Source organism: Paenibacillus chondroitinus NBRC 15376 (assembly GCF_004000765.1).
Taxonomy (GTDB): Bacteria; Bacillota; Bacilli; order Paenibacillales; family NBRC-103111; genus Paenibacillus_E; species Paenibacillus_E chondroitinus.
The window spans coordinates 44,127-58,863 of sequence record NZ_BILW01000018.1 but is presented as its reverse complement, the minus strand read 5'-3'; the positions used below and the strand labels follow the sequence as shown (position 1 = coordinate 58,863).

The following is a 14,737-nucleotide window of genomic DNA, read 5'->3' as shown; positions in this document are numbered from 1 at the left end:
TTTCTCTCATTATGTCGCAACCTCATGCTGCATACCTTCATTAGCTTCTAAAAAGTCCGACAGCTCCACTTGATACAAATCATAGATCTGTTCATTAGGATTGATAGATGCATAGACATGCGGGTTTAAATCATTCGCTAACTTAGCATACGGCAGTTTTTCAACGGCTTTTTTTGAGCGAATATTCTGTTTCCTGACTTTCAAAAATACCGTTTCGATCCTATGTTCAAGGAAAAGCTCCGTAAAAAAGGATTCCTTCGCCCGTTGATTATAGCCTTGGCCGAAATAAGGAGCTCCAATCCATGTCGCCAGGAAACCCGCTTTATTCTCAATGTTGTATAAATCAATCGTACCAATGGGATGTCCGATCTCGTTAAGAATCGTTCTGGAAATACACGTCATCTGCTCTTCTTCCACCATTAACTGCTTGGTAACGAATAAATATTCTTCATACGACTGACATTTATAACGGACATAAGGAAAAACCTCAGGATCATTGATTAAATTATACAGAGAATGGCATTCTTGCAGGTTACGTTTTCTGATCATTTTGTTCTACCACCTAGTCCCTATATTCAAGCAATTTAAGTATATAAAAGGAGTTCGGTGATTATATAAATTCTGCATTTACTTTATGTAAATTTCAAAAGGCCATACAGTTGCAGCACAAAAACAACATAGCGTATTATTAATCATAGACAATCTACCCAATAGGCGGTGCATCATTTGAAAAAGTATCTCATCGGCGGTATCGCCGGATTTCTGTTGGCCACGACACTTTCTGCGCATGCAGAAGAAGTTACTAGTTTAATAGGAAAAACAATTCAGGGGGCTTTCCCCTTCCAGATTGAAGGCAAAACACTGGCAACTCCGGCTATCGTTGTGGACGGTACTTCTTATTTGCCCGTGCGCGCTCTTGGTGAAGCAACCGGATACGATGTTTCTTTCGATGCCGACCTCGGCATTTCGCTAAAGAAAAAAGTGGTACAGCCTGTCCTCCCAACGCCATCGCCAACTCCGACGCCTTCCCCGTCCGCAACACCTGAACCGCAAGTGCCTGGTGACCCTAGCAGCGGCTACCAAGCAATTAAAACGGTGATTCTCAATTTAGAGGACGAAAAGGCCAAAAAAAGCACGGGAGAATTCGGCCTCATCCAAGTGGACGGAGCGCGTTATGTCTCTCTTTCAACCTTAAGCAGCTTCTATACGATTAGTTGGGGAGATCCCATGCTGCAGCTAAGTTATAATGGCCAGCTTGTCGGCTCATTCGCCACCAACAGCCAATATTCCAAAGGAACTGGATCTTTTACCTATGACGGCACGGTCTACGTTAATCTTTCGTTGTTGAAGCTGAAGGGAACCGTTAACGGGGATACGCTTGTTTTGACGGACGATATTTAATTGTCGGCGTAAAAAAACACAAAAAAGCCGGAGAGGGTCTCCGGCTTTTTTGGTGCTTTATTTTGTTGATTGGAAGGATTTGATTGTATCCAACAATTGTTTTTGTAAGAACTCTGTTTGGATTGCCTTCGGGTAATTGATCATAAATACATAATGGCTATCACCTTTTTGGAAAAGGCAAAATGTCGAGACAATGTCCTTATACTCCCATTCGCGCCATATCGCTTGAGCGCCGTCTATGTTTTCTGTTCGACTAACTGTCTCTTTTAAATTCGAAGCGCCAAGCTCAGACTGAAATTTCCCCTTGATCTGATCGAGAATTTCTTGACTGCTTAAGCCAGATAGCTCCGTATCATTGGCGACAAACAGGAAATTTCCCATCCCGAACGAATACGTCAGATTACCGTTTTTGCTTTGGGCTGCATTAAGCTTCCAATAATCAGGAATTGAAATTGTGTAGTTATAATTTTTATTCTTCACTACACTCGTTTTCGAACGATCCAAGCTCTCCGAGCTATCTTTAATCGTCCCGATCGAACTGGAAGGTTTACCGATTTTAATCGATTGCAACGTGGATTGAATAAAGCTATCGGAAAGATCATCCTTATTGCTAAAATCAATCGCAATAAAGTATTTATAATTTCCTTTGATGAGATACACGTTCTCCGTCGAATCCCAAATACGGTTGTCAAATGTGTTCGACGATCGGCTCAGAAGCGCCTGATTTCCATCAACGACGATACTCCGTGCAGCTTCCGATTTGCTATATGCTGGAGCGTATAGCTGCGTATAATTTTGACTAGCGCGATCGGACCATTTTTGCAGCGTATCGCTATCCGACTTGGAAGTCACTTTGTAACCGATACTTCTTTTTTTCTTCGGATCAATGAATTGAATCATTTCACTGTTGCTACCGGATTTCGACCAGTCAGCTGGGATCTTGATGGAAATCCCATACGTTTCATCCGTATACATGCGCAAGCCATCTTTCACTGACGAAAGGTCCTTCAAGGTTTTAGCATTTGTATCGAATGACATTTGAAAACTGTTTAATAAATCCTGATAAGCATTATGTTTGGTTAAAACTTTATCCGTTTCTTCCTTTATAATCGTGAAAATAAGGATATATACTTTGTCGCCGCTTTGATAAGCGCGATATTCAAAAAGTTCACCATCATCCTTGGATTTAATGAGCGCGTATGGATGTGCACTGCTTGAAACATACTTTTTCTCTAGCAGCGGTTCACCATCTGTTTCATCCGCCAGCAAGTCCAGCAGAGCATCCTCCGACATATTCTCGGTCATATCGGACTTCACCGAAATGGTAATGTGGTACTCACCATTTGCATCGTTGAATGAAACATAATCTTCCTTAAAGCTCTGATAACTCTTCACCAAACCCGTCGGGTATTTCATCGACCAGCCATAGTAGCTGTTGCCGATATGCGTCTTTCCTAGATCTGAATCAATGCCTCCCGCATCCGTGCCAGCAGCACGCGTGCTCGAGATCGCAATCGTTGAAGTTGCTTCATCAAACTTCACGCTGGCTCCGAACTTTTCCGAAATGAATCGGAGAGGTACCATGGTCGTCCCATTTTTCAACTCTGGCGCAACTTCGATTTGTTCTTCTTTCCCGTTGACTGTCGCTGTTGTGCTGCCGATTTGTAACGAAATGGATGTGCCATTATAGGTGAGTCCTACCGTCTGTGTTTCAGATGCCCAGCTTAACGCTGCGCCGAACGCCGATGTGATGACGCGCAGAGGTACAAGCGTCACGCCATTGTTCGCATAAGGAGTTTCAACGGAAATGGATTGATCGTTAATCGTAATATGATCTTCACCAAGCTTCAATTGAATCTGTACGGATTGATCCTTCGTTTCTGTATCAGCGGCAAAAGCGCTGAGCGGTTGAATCATGATGAGTATAAATGCTAGTAAAATCAGGTATGTAGAGCGTAATTTAATCATTTGTCACCTTCCGAGTTTATTGGGTTTGGGTCGCATCCAGCAAGATTATATCCTTTTGGATAATGTCTCCGTTAGACTGCAGGGTCAAAGTAACCTTGTCTCCGGGTAAATATTGTTTCAATAACTCATTTAAATCAACCAGTGTCTTCACATTGGAATTATTGACAGAGTACAGGACATCGCCTTCTTTGATTCCGGCATCGGCAGCGGACGTATGCGGATCTACGCGCGAAACCTTAAGCGGCTCATCTGTAGGAAGCCCAACAACAGCCGCCCAACTCTCCTCTACTTCCAGACCAAGCGCAGGACGTTTGACTTTCCCGTATTTGATAAACTGATTCAAAATATATTGGACGGTGTCTGAAGGAATAGCGAATCCAAGTCCATCGATACCTGCGGCAGATAACTTCAACGAGTTGATACCGATAACCTCACCTTGCAGATTAACTAATGCGCCGCCGCTATTTCCTGGATTAATAGCCGCATCGGTTTGAAGCAAGCGATACGTTGAATGCAGCGAGCGGTCAGTCCCACTAATCACACCGTAGGTAACGGAGTTGCGAAGCGCAAAAGTAATCGGCGTGCCGATCGCAACAACGAGTTCGCCGACCTCTACATTACTGCTTTTGGCGAAGGTGGCTGCCGGCAGATCTTTGGCGTCAATTTGAACGACCGCCAAATCGCTTTCTTCATCCAAATGAATCGTTTTCCCCGCATATTGCTTCCCGTCTGAGGTTACAACGATAATCTGCTTCATGTCTTCAACTACATGCGCATTGGTAACAATGAGCCCATCGGATTGAACAATAATTCCAGTGCCATGTGCTAAATTAAAACGGTTGTCCGACGAAGCTTGGCTCCCACTCATCGGCTTGCCAATAATTCCGACTATGGATGGAGATACCTTTTTGACTACCTCCGTTATACGAGATGCAGAAGTATAGCTAAAATCATTCGCTTCAGCCCGGTAATCTCCACTTCCCCCAAGCGTTTTGACAACGTCGGATGCCTTCACATAGACCTCACCGTCCAGCTCCTTCGTTTGCCAATGCGAAACACTGGTGGCTTGAGCTGCGAATACTTGGCCATTTCCTCCCAAAAGCATGAGTGCTAGTAAAGTGGATATTACATAGCGAGTGTGCACTTTCAAATAAATCTCTCCCTAACTAGTTTATGGAAAATAGCTCCCTTTCTATTATACATAAATATGGAAAGTAGGATAGGTGGAAAATCTTTCTATATATCTTTCTAGTGTAAAACGAAAAATACAGCCGGATCACTAGAGTATGATTTACTCTTCGTGTTCCAACTGTATCTTTTCTGATCTTCCTATTTAGCTATCTGGATAGAATTACTTGCCTTGCAGAACGTTTCCGACACGCTCGACGACGACGACCGCTTGCGCTCTTGTTGTTGCCTCATTCGGCGCCAAACTTCCATCGCTTAAACCTTGTATAATTCCTTTGCTCACAGCTTCGCTCATCACAAAGCTCGGATCAATGACGGTATTTGCTTTTTGCAAATCCGGGGTTATGACACGGAGAGCAACGGTTGCAATCTCCTGACGGGTAATCGGAAGATCCCAGCCTTGCTGCAGGTCCCCCGCTTGCAGGATGCCCGCCTTTTGTACAGCGTCAACGTAGGGTTGATACCAGGCTCCGCCTGTGCTTTCTGAAACGGTAGGCAGATGCATAGCTGTAACGGCAAGCTTCAAAAATTCGCCTCTTGTAATGGCACGATCAGGTAGAAAGCTGCCGTCGCTATAGCCATTTACAATGCCTTGTTCCGCTGCTTGAAGGATATTCTCCTTCGCCCAGTGCCCTTCCAAATCATTGAAAGAAGCATTTACCCCAGTAACAACCTCCGGCAGATTGCGATTTGCTAAGGAATTGCTCCCCAGTTGGCCTGTGTAATTGCCGCCCCACGTCCAAATGGTGCCGTCCGTTCCTTTCACTACGCTATGTGTCCCGCCTGCCGCTGCGTCCTCTGCTTTGGCAATCCCCTTGATTTGTACCGGTTTATTCTGATTGGCCTTCGTACCATCACCGATTTGTCCAAAAAGGTTTTGGCCCCAAGCCCAAACACTCCCATCATTCGCAATCGCTAGACTGTGATAAGAACCTGCATGAATGGACTTCATGGAAGGCAATGTCGTCACTTGAACCGGCTTGGTTTGATTTACGGTTGTTCCGTTGCCTAACTGTCCGAAGGCATTGTAGCCCCAAGCCCAGACGGTGCCGTCATCCTTGAGAGCAAGCGCAAAGTTCTTGCCGGCCGAAATCGCGATAACACCAGCTAGATCATAAATCTGTGCAGGCTGCTGCTTACTGGCAAGCGTACCATCTCCCAGCTGTCCATTCGTGTTATCTCCCCACGCCCATATTTTCCCCGTATTTTCCAGGGCTAAGTTAAAATTGGCGCCTGAAGCGATAGCCACTATGTTGGATAGTTGGATAATTTGGTTCGAAGCTGCCGTTGTGTCATGGCCTAATTGTCCATAGGTATTGTCGCCAAAGCTCCAAACAGAACCATTATTAAGCAGGGCCAAAGTATGATTGCTTCCAGCTGACGCGGATACCACACCATTCAAGCCTTTTACTTGAACGGGTGTCGTGCTTGGCGTCGTTGTTCCATCGCCCAATTGACCAAAGAAGTTTTGCCCCCATGTCCATAGGGTCTCATCCTTCTTAACGACAACCATATGCGTATCACCGCCATCGATGGCAGCAATCCCGTCCAAACTTATGGCTTTCGGAGAAATGGCGGACGTATGCGTTCCGTCTCCCAATTGGCCGAACGTGTTACTGCCCCAACCGTACAGCTGATTATTTTTGATCATAAATGTATTGCTTTCGCTCGCCATAAGAGGCTGATCTTTAGGCGCTTTTATGATAACTGTTCCTTCGCCGGGCTTAAGCACGGTAGGATTCAACCATTCGTTCACTTTCGTTTGAACCGGAGCAGGTTGGTTGTTCAGGGTGTTGTCGCCGAGTTGGCTGTAACTGTTGTTCCCCCATGCCCAAAGCTTACCCTCTTTATCGATCGCAAAAGTGTCGTTGGAACCTGTCCCTAAGCTGGCGATTTCGGGCAGATCATTAATGCGGTTGGGAAACGTCTGACTCCATGTTTTCCCATCAAATCCGGTCCCTACGCCTAATTGACCAGAGGTGTTGTTCCCCCATGCATACACGCTGCCATCATCTTTTAATGCCACTGCATGCGAACTTCCAGCCATGATTTGAGTCACATGATCCAATCCGGTAATAAGTACGGGGAACTTATGAGCATCCTGCGTATTCGTCGTAATAGCACTATACATCGTGCTTGGGTCTGAATCGATCAATCCCCAAGTTAACACGGTACCGTCATCTTTAAGGGCTAATGAGTAGTCGAATCCGGCAGCGATCTGCGTAATATGCCAGTTGGCGCTTGTAGCCATAATCGGCGTACTCAAACGGTTTTGATCAAAGCCATAACCAAGCTCTCCAAAGAAATTGTCCCCCCAAGCCCATACAACCCCGTCTTGATCAAGCGCCAAAGTATGGTAAGCACCGCTCGCTATCGCTTTAACAGATTTGATGTTGCCGATAACTTGAACGGGTTTATTCTGAGTCGTATTCGTACCATCTCCGAGTTGGCCGTACGTATTATCTCCCCAGCTCCAAGCTGTTCCATCGTCCTTGATGGCAACCGAGTGGAAATTACCTGCGGAAATTGCCGTCACATGTGTGAGATTAGCCACCTGGACAGGTGTCGACCGATCTATCGTGGATCCGTCGCCCAGCTGGCCAAATGTGTTCTCCCCCCAAGACCACACAGTGCCGTCCGACTTGAGTGCCAAGGAGTGAGCCGAACCAACCGCAATGGCCGTAATACCCGACAATCCGCTGATAGGTGTCGCTTGATTACGATTGCTCAGTCCTCCCCCCAGCTTACCGCGAAGGTTATTTCCCCATGTCCAAACGGTACCGTCTTTCTTCAAAACAACCGTAAAGCCTTTCCCGCCCCGAATTTCCTGAATCGAGGCAGTGTTCATGTCTGATGTCGTGGTAGTAGGGCTGTTAGTTTCCCCAAAAACTTTCCCGGGAAATACCGAGAAAGCTGTAAAGGAACTAAAAAGCAGAAAACCTAGCAGCCAGAAAGTAACGTTACGTTTCACTGTTTTCATGTTCCTTCTCCTTAAAGCTTTCCATCAAGAAAGCTATCTTCGTAGATCTCTATCACTAAACGATCGTCCCTGGCTCCTGGGAAATAGTTGGTTTGCGTTTAAATCTTTTTGTAATGCCATTTTTCCAACCTTCCAGCAATGTGTAAACAACAGGAACCAATACAAGTGTAACTAAAGTGGATAAAGTCAAACCAAAAGCTACAACCGTTGCCATGGAGGCCTGTGTCTCCGCACCTTCCCCAAAGCCGATAACAAGGGGCAGCATCGCTAGAACAGTGGTCGCCGTAGTCATCAGAATAGGACGCAGCCGCACTTTACCCGCTTCAATTAAAGCATCGAACAGCGGCATCCCTTTGGCACGCAATTGGTTTGTATAATCGATTAATACAATGGCATTATTAACGACAATCCCTATTAGCATGATCATTCCAATGATAGAGTTCATATTAATCGTTCGATGTGTGACGAGAAGTCCCAGTATGCCGCCAATAAACGTTGGCGGTAGGGAGAACATGATGATAAATGGACCATATAACGATTCAAATTGGCTAGCCATAACCATGTACACCAAAGCAACGGATAAAATAAGAACTAAGTATAAGCTTTTAAAAGAATCATTCTGACTAGTCTGTTGGCCGCCCATTTTAACTTGGTAACCGTCCGGTGGTTGAATCGCATCAATTTTCTCTTTGACGAGAGCGGATACCTCACCAACGGAAGCGCCAAATACGGAAGCTTGCACCGACGCCACACGGTTCTGATCTTGTCTGCGAATTTGTGCAGGTCCCGTACCTGGTTCAACTTTGGCAATGAGACTAACAGGGACAATCGTACCGCTTGCGGTATTGATCGTCACATTGTTGAAATTCTCCAACTTATTCGTGAATTCTTTCGGATACTTCACTAGGACGGAAATTTGCGAGCTAGCGGTTTTAAACTGTGTAGCCACACTTCCTTGATAAGCTGTACGCAAAGCGGTCATTACATCTCTTAACGAAACGCCGTAATGCGCCGCTGCATCACGATCAATCGTTAAATTAAACTGTGGAATCGAACGGTCTAACGTATTTTGCACGTTACGTGTGCCATCTACAGAAGTGATTTCCTGTGCGACGAGATCACCCAGCTTTTGCAGAACGGCTAAATCCGGTCCAGATAAATCAACTTGAATGTCACCGCCACCAAAGTTACCGCCACCGCCAAGCCCTGGCAGGCGTACCCCGGATGGAACACTTACACCGATTTGCGCACCTGCAAAGCCCGTTGTGAGCGTGCGGATTTGTTCGGCTACTTGATCGGTACTTTTCTTTCTTTCACTGAGCGGTTTTAATCGGATCTGAATGCTTCCTGTATTCGTTGACGCTGATTGAAAAGCTCCGCCACCGGCAGATCCGACAGAAGTAAAGACAGTATCAATTTCCGGCACGTCTTTTAATCTCGTCTCCAACGTAGAAGCAACTTGATTCGTTACGGCGAAATCTGTCCCTTGCGGCAGATTGATATTTAAGTTGACTTGCCCTTGATCTGTTTTTGGCGTTAACTCACTACCAACAAAACGAACCGAATACACGCTGGCAGCGAATAACAAAACTGTAATCGAGATAATCACCCAACGATGAAGCATTGACCACCGCAGCAGCCTTCCGTACACCTTCGTGAGAAACTCCATGCCTCTGCCGAACCAAACGAAAGGATTAAGGCTTCTGCCGGTTGGCAGCTCTTCATCGACTTTGCGGCGCAAAATTTTCGCAGCTAGCATTGGCACCAGCGTTACAGCGGCAAACCATGCGGCTATATGAGAGAAACAAACAACCAATGCCATCGGCCAGAAGAACTGTTTAACTAACCCGCTAATGAAAGCCGTCGGCGCAAAAACCGCAATTTGGGCCAATGCTGAAGCCATAACCGCAGTACCTACCTCGGCTGTTCCCACTTTGGCAGCTTCCTCAGGAGACAAGCCTTCATGGCGTTTACGGAAAATACTTTCCAAGACAACGACCGCGAAGTCTACGAGTGAACCAAGACCAAGCGCCAAGCCCCCGAGCGTGATGGTGTTAATCGTCTGATGACCGAAATACATCATACTAAATGTGCTGATGATTGAAATCGGGATCACGACACCGATAATGAGCGTCGCCCTTACACTTCGCAAGAAGAAGAACAAGATGATGACCGAGAATACGCCTCCAAGCAACGTATGCTCAACAACGGTACGTAAGGAATCGCGAATAAATTTAGCCGAATCATTCAATACCGCGATATGCATGCCTTCCGGAAGCTTGGATTGAATTTCTTGAAGCGAGTTCTGAATGTTGGTGGACACGGAAACCGTGTTCCCATCCGATTGCTTAAGAACAGAGAGGGAAACGCTGACTTCTCCGTCTTTGCGCGCTTCAAGCGTAACATCTTGATAAGTATCAATAATAGTACCGAGTTCGCTTAACGCGATCGTTTGTCCACGTCCCAGCTGAACCTGTACTTTTCCGATATCAGCCGTTGATTTAAATTCTCCATCAATATGCAAAGGCACCAGCTGGCTGCCTTTATTCACAAGACCGGCGTCAGTGGATGAATTATCATTACCGAGAGCTGAAACCAACGTACTGAAAGAGATATTGTATTGCTGCAATCGGCTTGGTTCGACAAGAATTTGGATTTGTCTGACACGTCCGCCGGTAACCCCAACCGATGCGACGCCATCGGATCGCTGAACATCAGGACTCACAATATTGTCAGCGATGTCGCGCAGTGTGACCAGATCTGTTTTACCATACAAGGCTAACGTCATGATTGGTGTACTGTTCGGATCAACACGTGAAACGACGGGGGCATCCGCATCCGTAGGAAGCTGCCTTCGGACACGATCCAATTTATCACGCATGGTCAGGGTGGCCTGATCAATATTCGTTCCGTAATTAAATTGCAGGGTAACGTTACTTGAACCCGTACGGGAGCTGGAGGATATACTCGTGACTCCTGTGACGGTAGCCATCGCATTCTCAATCGGTTTCGTAATTTGTTGTTCAATCTGTCCCGGCGATGCGCCGCTCCATGAAACCGATACCGTTGCCGATGGAATTTCCAGGTTCGGGTACAGATCCACGGGGAGAAGCGGAATTGCAATTGAGCCTACGATCACGAGTGAAATCATGATCATCAAGATGGTGACAGGACGATGAACGGAGAAATTAGCTAATTTCACTGTCCAGCCCCCGCTTTCGGAGCTGCTGCATCAGCGCCGTTGCCGGTTGGCTTAGCCCCTGATGGGTCAGCTCCCTTACCTGGGGTGCCTTGTCCGTTTTGCCCTTGACCGCCGCTACGGCCTTGACCTTGACCAGCCTGACCGCCACCCTGGGCGCCTTGACCACCTTGGCCGCCAGTTTTATTTTGGCCCTGCCCTTGGCCTTGACCACCTTGTCCTTGCCCTTGCCCTTGGCCTCCGCCCTTGCCTTTGCCTGCTCCATTTTCTTGTCCTGGTTGATTAATCTGAACCGGAACGTTATCGGAAAGCAGCTCTTGTCCTTTAACGACAAGCTCATCTCCAACTTTCAAGCCGCTGGTAATTTCGAAGGATGAACTGGTCATTACGCCTACTTTTACAAGCACCTTCGACGCTTTCCCGTCTTTTACAATGTATACCGCATTACCGCTTGGTTGGCTGAGCACGGCGTCTGCAGGTACAACGATGGATTGTTTACCTTCACTTTTGAGTGATGATTCCGCAAACATCCCAGGCAATACTTCATGGTTATCATCTTTAATTTTGATGTCGACCAGGAAAGATTTGGAAGTAGCGTCCATGGTTGGATGAATCGTATACACGGTTCCATCAAACGATTTATTCAATGTAGGAATCTTAACCGACATCGGTGAACCGGATTTGATTTTGCCAATGGATGCTTCAGATACGTTAACGGTTGCCAATAATGGATCTACCGTAGAAATCGACATGACGGCAGATTGCCCTGCATTCTGTCCGACTGGAACCAGAATCGCGCTTACGATCCCTGCAACGGGGCTCGTCAACACACCATCTTGAAGCTGTTCGCTTAAAATGCTCAACCTAGTTTGAGCTTGCTGCAGCTGAGCAGCACTTACCTCCAAGGAATCCGTAGACTGGGCAGATTTCAACTGCTGCTTGGATTGTTCGAGCGCAGCCTCCGCACTATTTTTGGAAATATCCTGGGAAGATTGTGACTGCGCAAGCTGAGTACGGCTGAGATCAAGCTGAGCTGCCGCGGTCGCCTGTGTATTAGCAAGTGTTAACAATGCTGAATTTAAGGATTCCTGTGCAACTTGCACCGCTTGCGAGCTTTGTGCCGTCAACAGTGCATTTTGCAAGCTCGTCAACGATTGCTGCGCCGACTGTGTATCTTTATACTGCGCCTGCTGCGCTTGCTGCAGGGCAAGCTGTGTCGTTTGCAGCTTAGCGAATGCACTGTCTACGTCTTTACCAGACTGAAGAGCGGCATTGTAAGCAGCAACGGCTTGCTGCACGCTTAATTGAGAAGTATCTATATTATTATTCTGTGTTGTTAATAAGCTGTCTAACTGTGAATTCAAGTTCGTCTGGGCGACAGTCACGGCGGTAGCGGCATCAGCTTGTGCTTTACTGAAGCCTACCTGTGCAGTGGAAACCCCTTGTTTTGCGGTTTCAATCGAATTTTGCTGAGTCGTAATCGCATTATTTAATTGCGTTTGCGCCAGAGCTACAGCATTCTTCTGATCGTTGATGGTTTTCTCGTAAGCGGCTTGCTGAACGGCCAGCGTTTTCTGAGCTAGCGCCAGACTGTTCGCCTGATCATTCACCACTTTGTTGTACTGTACTTGACTTAAAGCGTAGTCGATTTTGCTCTGCTCGACTGATTGCTGAAGCGTAGTGGTATCAATGTGCGCTAAAGCCTGTCCGACCGTCACTCTATCCCCGATATTCACATCAAGAGAAGTAATGCGGCCATTCACTTTGGAAGAAAGATTCGTAGTGAAAGCCGGTGTGATCGAGCCTGTAAAGACCTGCCCGCCACCGATGTCCGACAATTTAACAACTTGTGTTTCTACGGTCATCTGACGTGTTCCCGTTCGTCCGTTTGCCCCTGGTTTAGCGGTGCTGGCTGGCGCGCTGCAACCCGCTATGGTGACGGTTATCGCGGTAACGACTGCGATGATTGTGGTACTCTTGAGTGAACTGTACTTCCTCATGGGATGGAAACCTCCGTCTGCTTCATTTCATTTGGGCAAATACTCTCTTTCACCATATTTGACATTGATGATAGAAGTGTGATTAAAATGTGAAGAATATGTAAAAACAAGGAAAAACACGCGATTCCCGTAGGATAATAGGCCTGAATAAACGAAAAAACCACCCAATATGGGCGGTTTTCCAAAAACCATTCGACTTCTTTCGACTAATTTCGCAATACCCTTCTGCATCATTCTTGTCATTCCGTTATCCTTTTACAGCACCGTCCGTAATCCCTTGAATAATCCAACGCTGGAACAGGGCGAATATGACGACAATCGGAATGGATGACAAAATCAGAGAGGCCAGAATGAGCGACCATTCACGGCTGTATTTGCCGAAGAACATATTGATAGTCAAAACTAACGTATATTGGCGGAAATCAGTAAGCATGAGCACCGGCAAGAGGAAATCGTTCCACAACCACAATAAATTGAGAATACCAATCGTAAAGGTAATCGGCAGCAGCAGCGGTAAAATGATCATGAAAAAAGTTTTTATTTCGCTGCATCCATCCATTTTCGCCGACTCATCGAGCTCTCGTGGAATGCCTTTCACAAAGCCGTGGTACAGAAACACGGCCATACTGACGCCCAATCCGGCACAAACAATGCCCAAACCAAATGGCGAACCCTGAAGTCCGAGCGATTTTGCCATCTTCGTTAAAGTAACCATAATCGTCTGAAAAGGAATCAGCATCGAGGATACGAACAGCATGAAAATCACGTTGCTCAACTTCCCAGGCGTCCGGGAAAGCTTGTAGCCCGCCAAAGAACTGCATAACACGATGACCACAATACCTGTTACGGTTACAACAATCGTATTCCAGCCGCTCCTCAGCATGTTCGCTTTGCTAAAGGCCTGCACATAGTTCTCAATGTGGAGCTTGACCGGTAAGCCTAGAACGGAGCTGTACATCTCTCCTTGTGTTTTGAAAGAATTCAAAATAGCCATGTAAATCGGAAAAAGGAAAAAAATAGCCAAGATGCTTAGTAGCAAGAGAGACAGCCCCGAATACTGCCGTTTGTTCATGCCTCTACCTCCCGCTTCTTCATCACCGACACTTGAATTAGCGTAATGACAAGTATGATCAGGAAGAGAATAATCGCTTTCGCGCTCGCATATCCGTATCGGAAATTGCGCTGATAAGCCTCTTCCAGAATATTCATAGAGATAACTTGCGTTGCCCGGGCAGGTCCTCCGCCTGTCAAAGCATAGATAAGGTCATACACTTTAAACGAGTTGTTCAAGGTTAAAAAGATGCAGATCGTGAGCGCATGCGCAATCAACGGCAGCGTAATGTAGCGCAGCATATGATAAGGCTTGGCACCGTCAATAATAGCCGCTTCTTTGAGATGCATGGGAATGCCCTGAATGGCCGACATGTAAATAATCATTAAAGTTCCAATACCGCCCCAAACGGAAACGAGCATGATGGTGAAAAACGAAACGTTAGGGTCGCCCAACCACGAAATATCAAGAAATTTCAAAACGGCATACTTGGACAAGGCAGGCATAACCTTTGTAAACACGAATACCCACATGAACGTACTAATGATAATACTTAACATGCTTGGCATGAAAAAGATCGTTCTAAGCCACCCTTTTCCTTTGCTCTGAGATTCAATCATGAGGGCAAGCAGCAGCGCGATGGCGTTCTGAAATACGACAGCAAACAAGACATATTTGGCCGTGAATACAATCGAGGATCGAAAATTCGCATCATCGCGAATAGCTTCAATAAAGTTCTCTATCCCAATGAAACTGTAATGTTTGTTCAAGCCATCCCAATTTGTAAAGCTGTAATACGAGCCTTGGAGCATCGGAATAACCAGAAATATCACATACAGGATAAAAGCGGGCAGCACGAACAAAATCAATGATGTATGGTCTTTGGCAAGGCGTTTCAGCACGTGGGCTCACTCCTTAGGAAAATCTCGTGCTCTGCCTTGATCTTACGA

At 46.3% G+C, this 14,737-nt stretch carries 9 protein-coding genes; 1 reads left to right on the top strand and 8 read right to left on the bottom strand.

The window, feature by feature from the left end:
* Window positions 1-9 precede the first annotated feature (9 nt).
* Window positions 10-549, bottom strand: a complete 540-nt coding sequence (locus PCH02S_RS20035) for a GNAT family N-acetyltransferase (RefSeq protein WP_127455716.1) — start codon at window positions 547-549, stop codon at window positions 10-12.
* Window positions 550-726: 177 nt separating this feature from the next.
* Between PCH02S_RS20035 and PCH02S_RS20030 the strand changes: the two genes are divergently transcribed.
* Complete coding sequence (locus PCH02S_RS20030; RefSeq protein WP_127455715.1) at window positions 727-1,401, top strand: hypothetical protein; 675 nt, start codon at window positions 727-729, stop codon at window positions 1,399-1,401.
* Window positions 1,402-1,458: 57 nt separating this feature from the next.
* Here PCH02S_RS20030 and PCH02S_RS20025 read toward each other — a convergent pair whose 3' ends face one another.
* From PCH02S_RS20025 to PCH02S_RS19995, 7 genes are all read right to left on the bottom strand, one after another.
* Window positions 1,459-3,369 carry a stalk domain-containing protein gene (locus PCH02S_RS20025; RefSeq protein WP_127455714.1) on the bottom strand — a complete coding sequence of 637 codons (1,911 nt, stop codon included), beginning with the start codon at window positions 3,367-3,369 and terminating at the stop codon, window positions 1,459-1,461.
* Between the two features lie 16 nt (window positions 3,370-3,385).
* A complete protein-coding gene (locus PCH02S_RS20020) occupies window positions 3,386-4,519 on the bottom strand; it encodes a S1C family serine protease (protein ID WP_276562985.1) in 1,134 nt (377 codons plus the stop codon).
* 201 nt (window positions 4,520-4,720) lie between these two features.
* A complete protein-coding gene (locus tag PCH02S_RS20015) occupies window positions 4,721-7,537 on the bottom strand; it encodes an RCC1 domain-containing protein (protein ID WP_127455713.1) in 2,817 nt (938 codons plus the stop codon).
* A gap of 55 nt (window positions 7,538-7,592) precedes the next feature.
* Window positions 7,593-10,739, bottom strand: coding sequence for an efflux RND transporter permease subunit (locus PCH02S_RS20010; protein ID WP_127455712.1), 3,147 nt, complete (start codon window positions 10,737-10,739; stop codon window positions 7,593-7,595).
* Complete coding sequence (locus PCH02S_RS20005; RefSeq protein ID WP_127455711.1) at window positions 10,736-12,736, bottom strand: efflux RND transporter periplasmic adaptor subunit; 2,001 nt, start codon at window positions 12,734-12,736, stop codon at window positions 10,736-10,738. The genes PCH02S_RS20010 and PCH02S_RS20005 overlap by 4 nt, the downstream gene beginning before the upstream one ends.
* Before the next feature lie 247 nt (window positions 12,737-12,983).
* The gene (locus tag PCH02S_RS20000) at window positions 12,984-13,808 is read right to left on the bottom strand and encodes a carbohydrate ABC transporter permease (protein WP_127455710.1); all 825 of its coding nucleotides are present in this window, start codon (window positions 13,806-13,808) and stop codon (window positions 12,984-12,986) included.
* Window positions 13,805-14,689 carry a carbohydrate ABC transporter permease gene (locus PCH02S_RS19995; RefSeq protein WP_246069176.1) on the bottom strand — a complete coding sequence of 295 codons (885 nt, stop codon included), beginning with the start codon at window positions 14,687-14,689 and terminating at the stop codon, window positions 13,805-13,807. Before PCH02S_RS19995 ends, PCH02S_RS20000 begins: the two co-directional genes overlap by 4 nt.
* Window positions 14,690-14,737 lie beyond the last annotated feature (48 nt).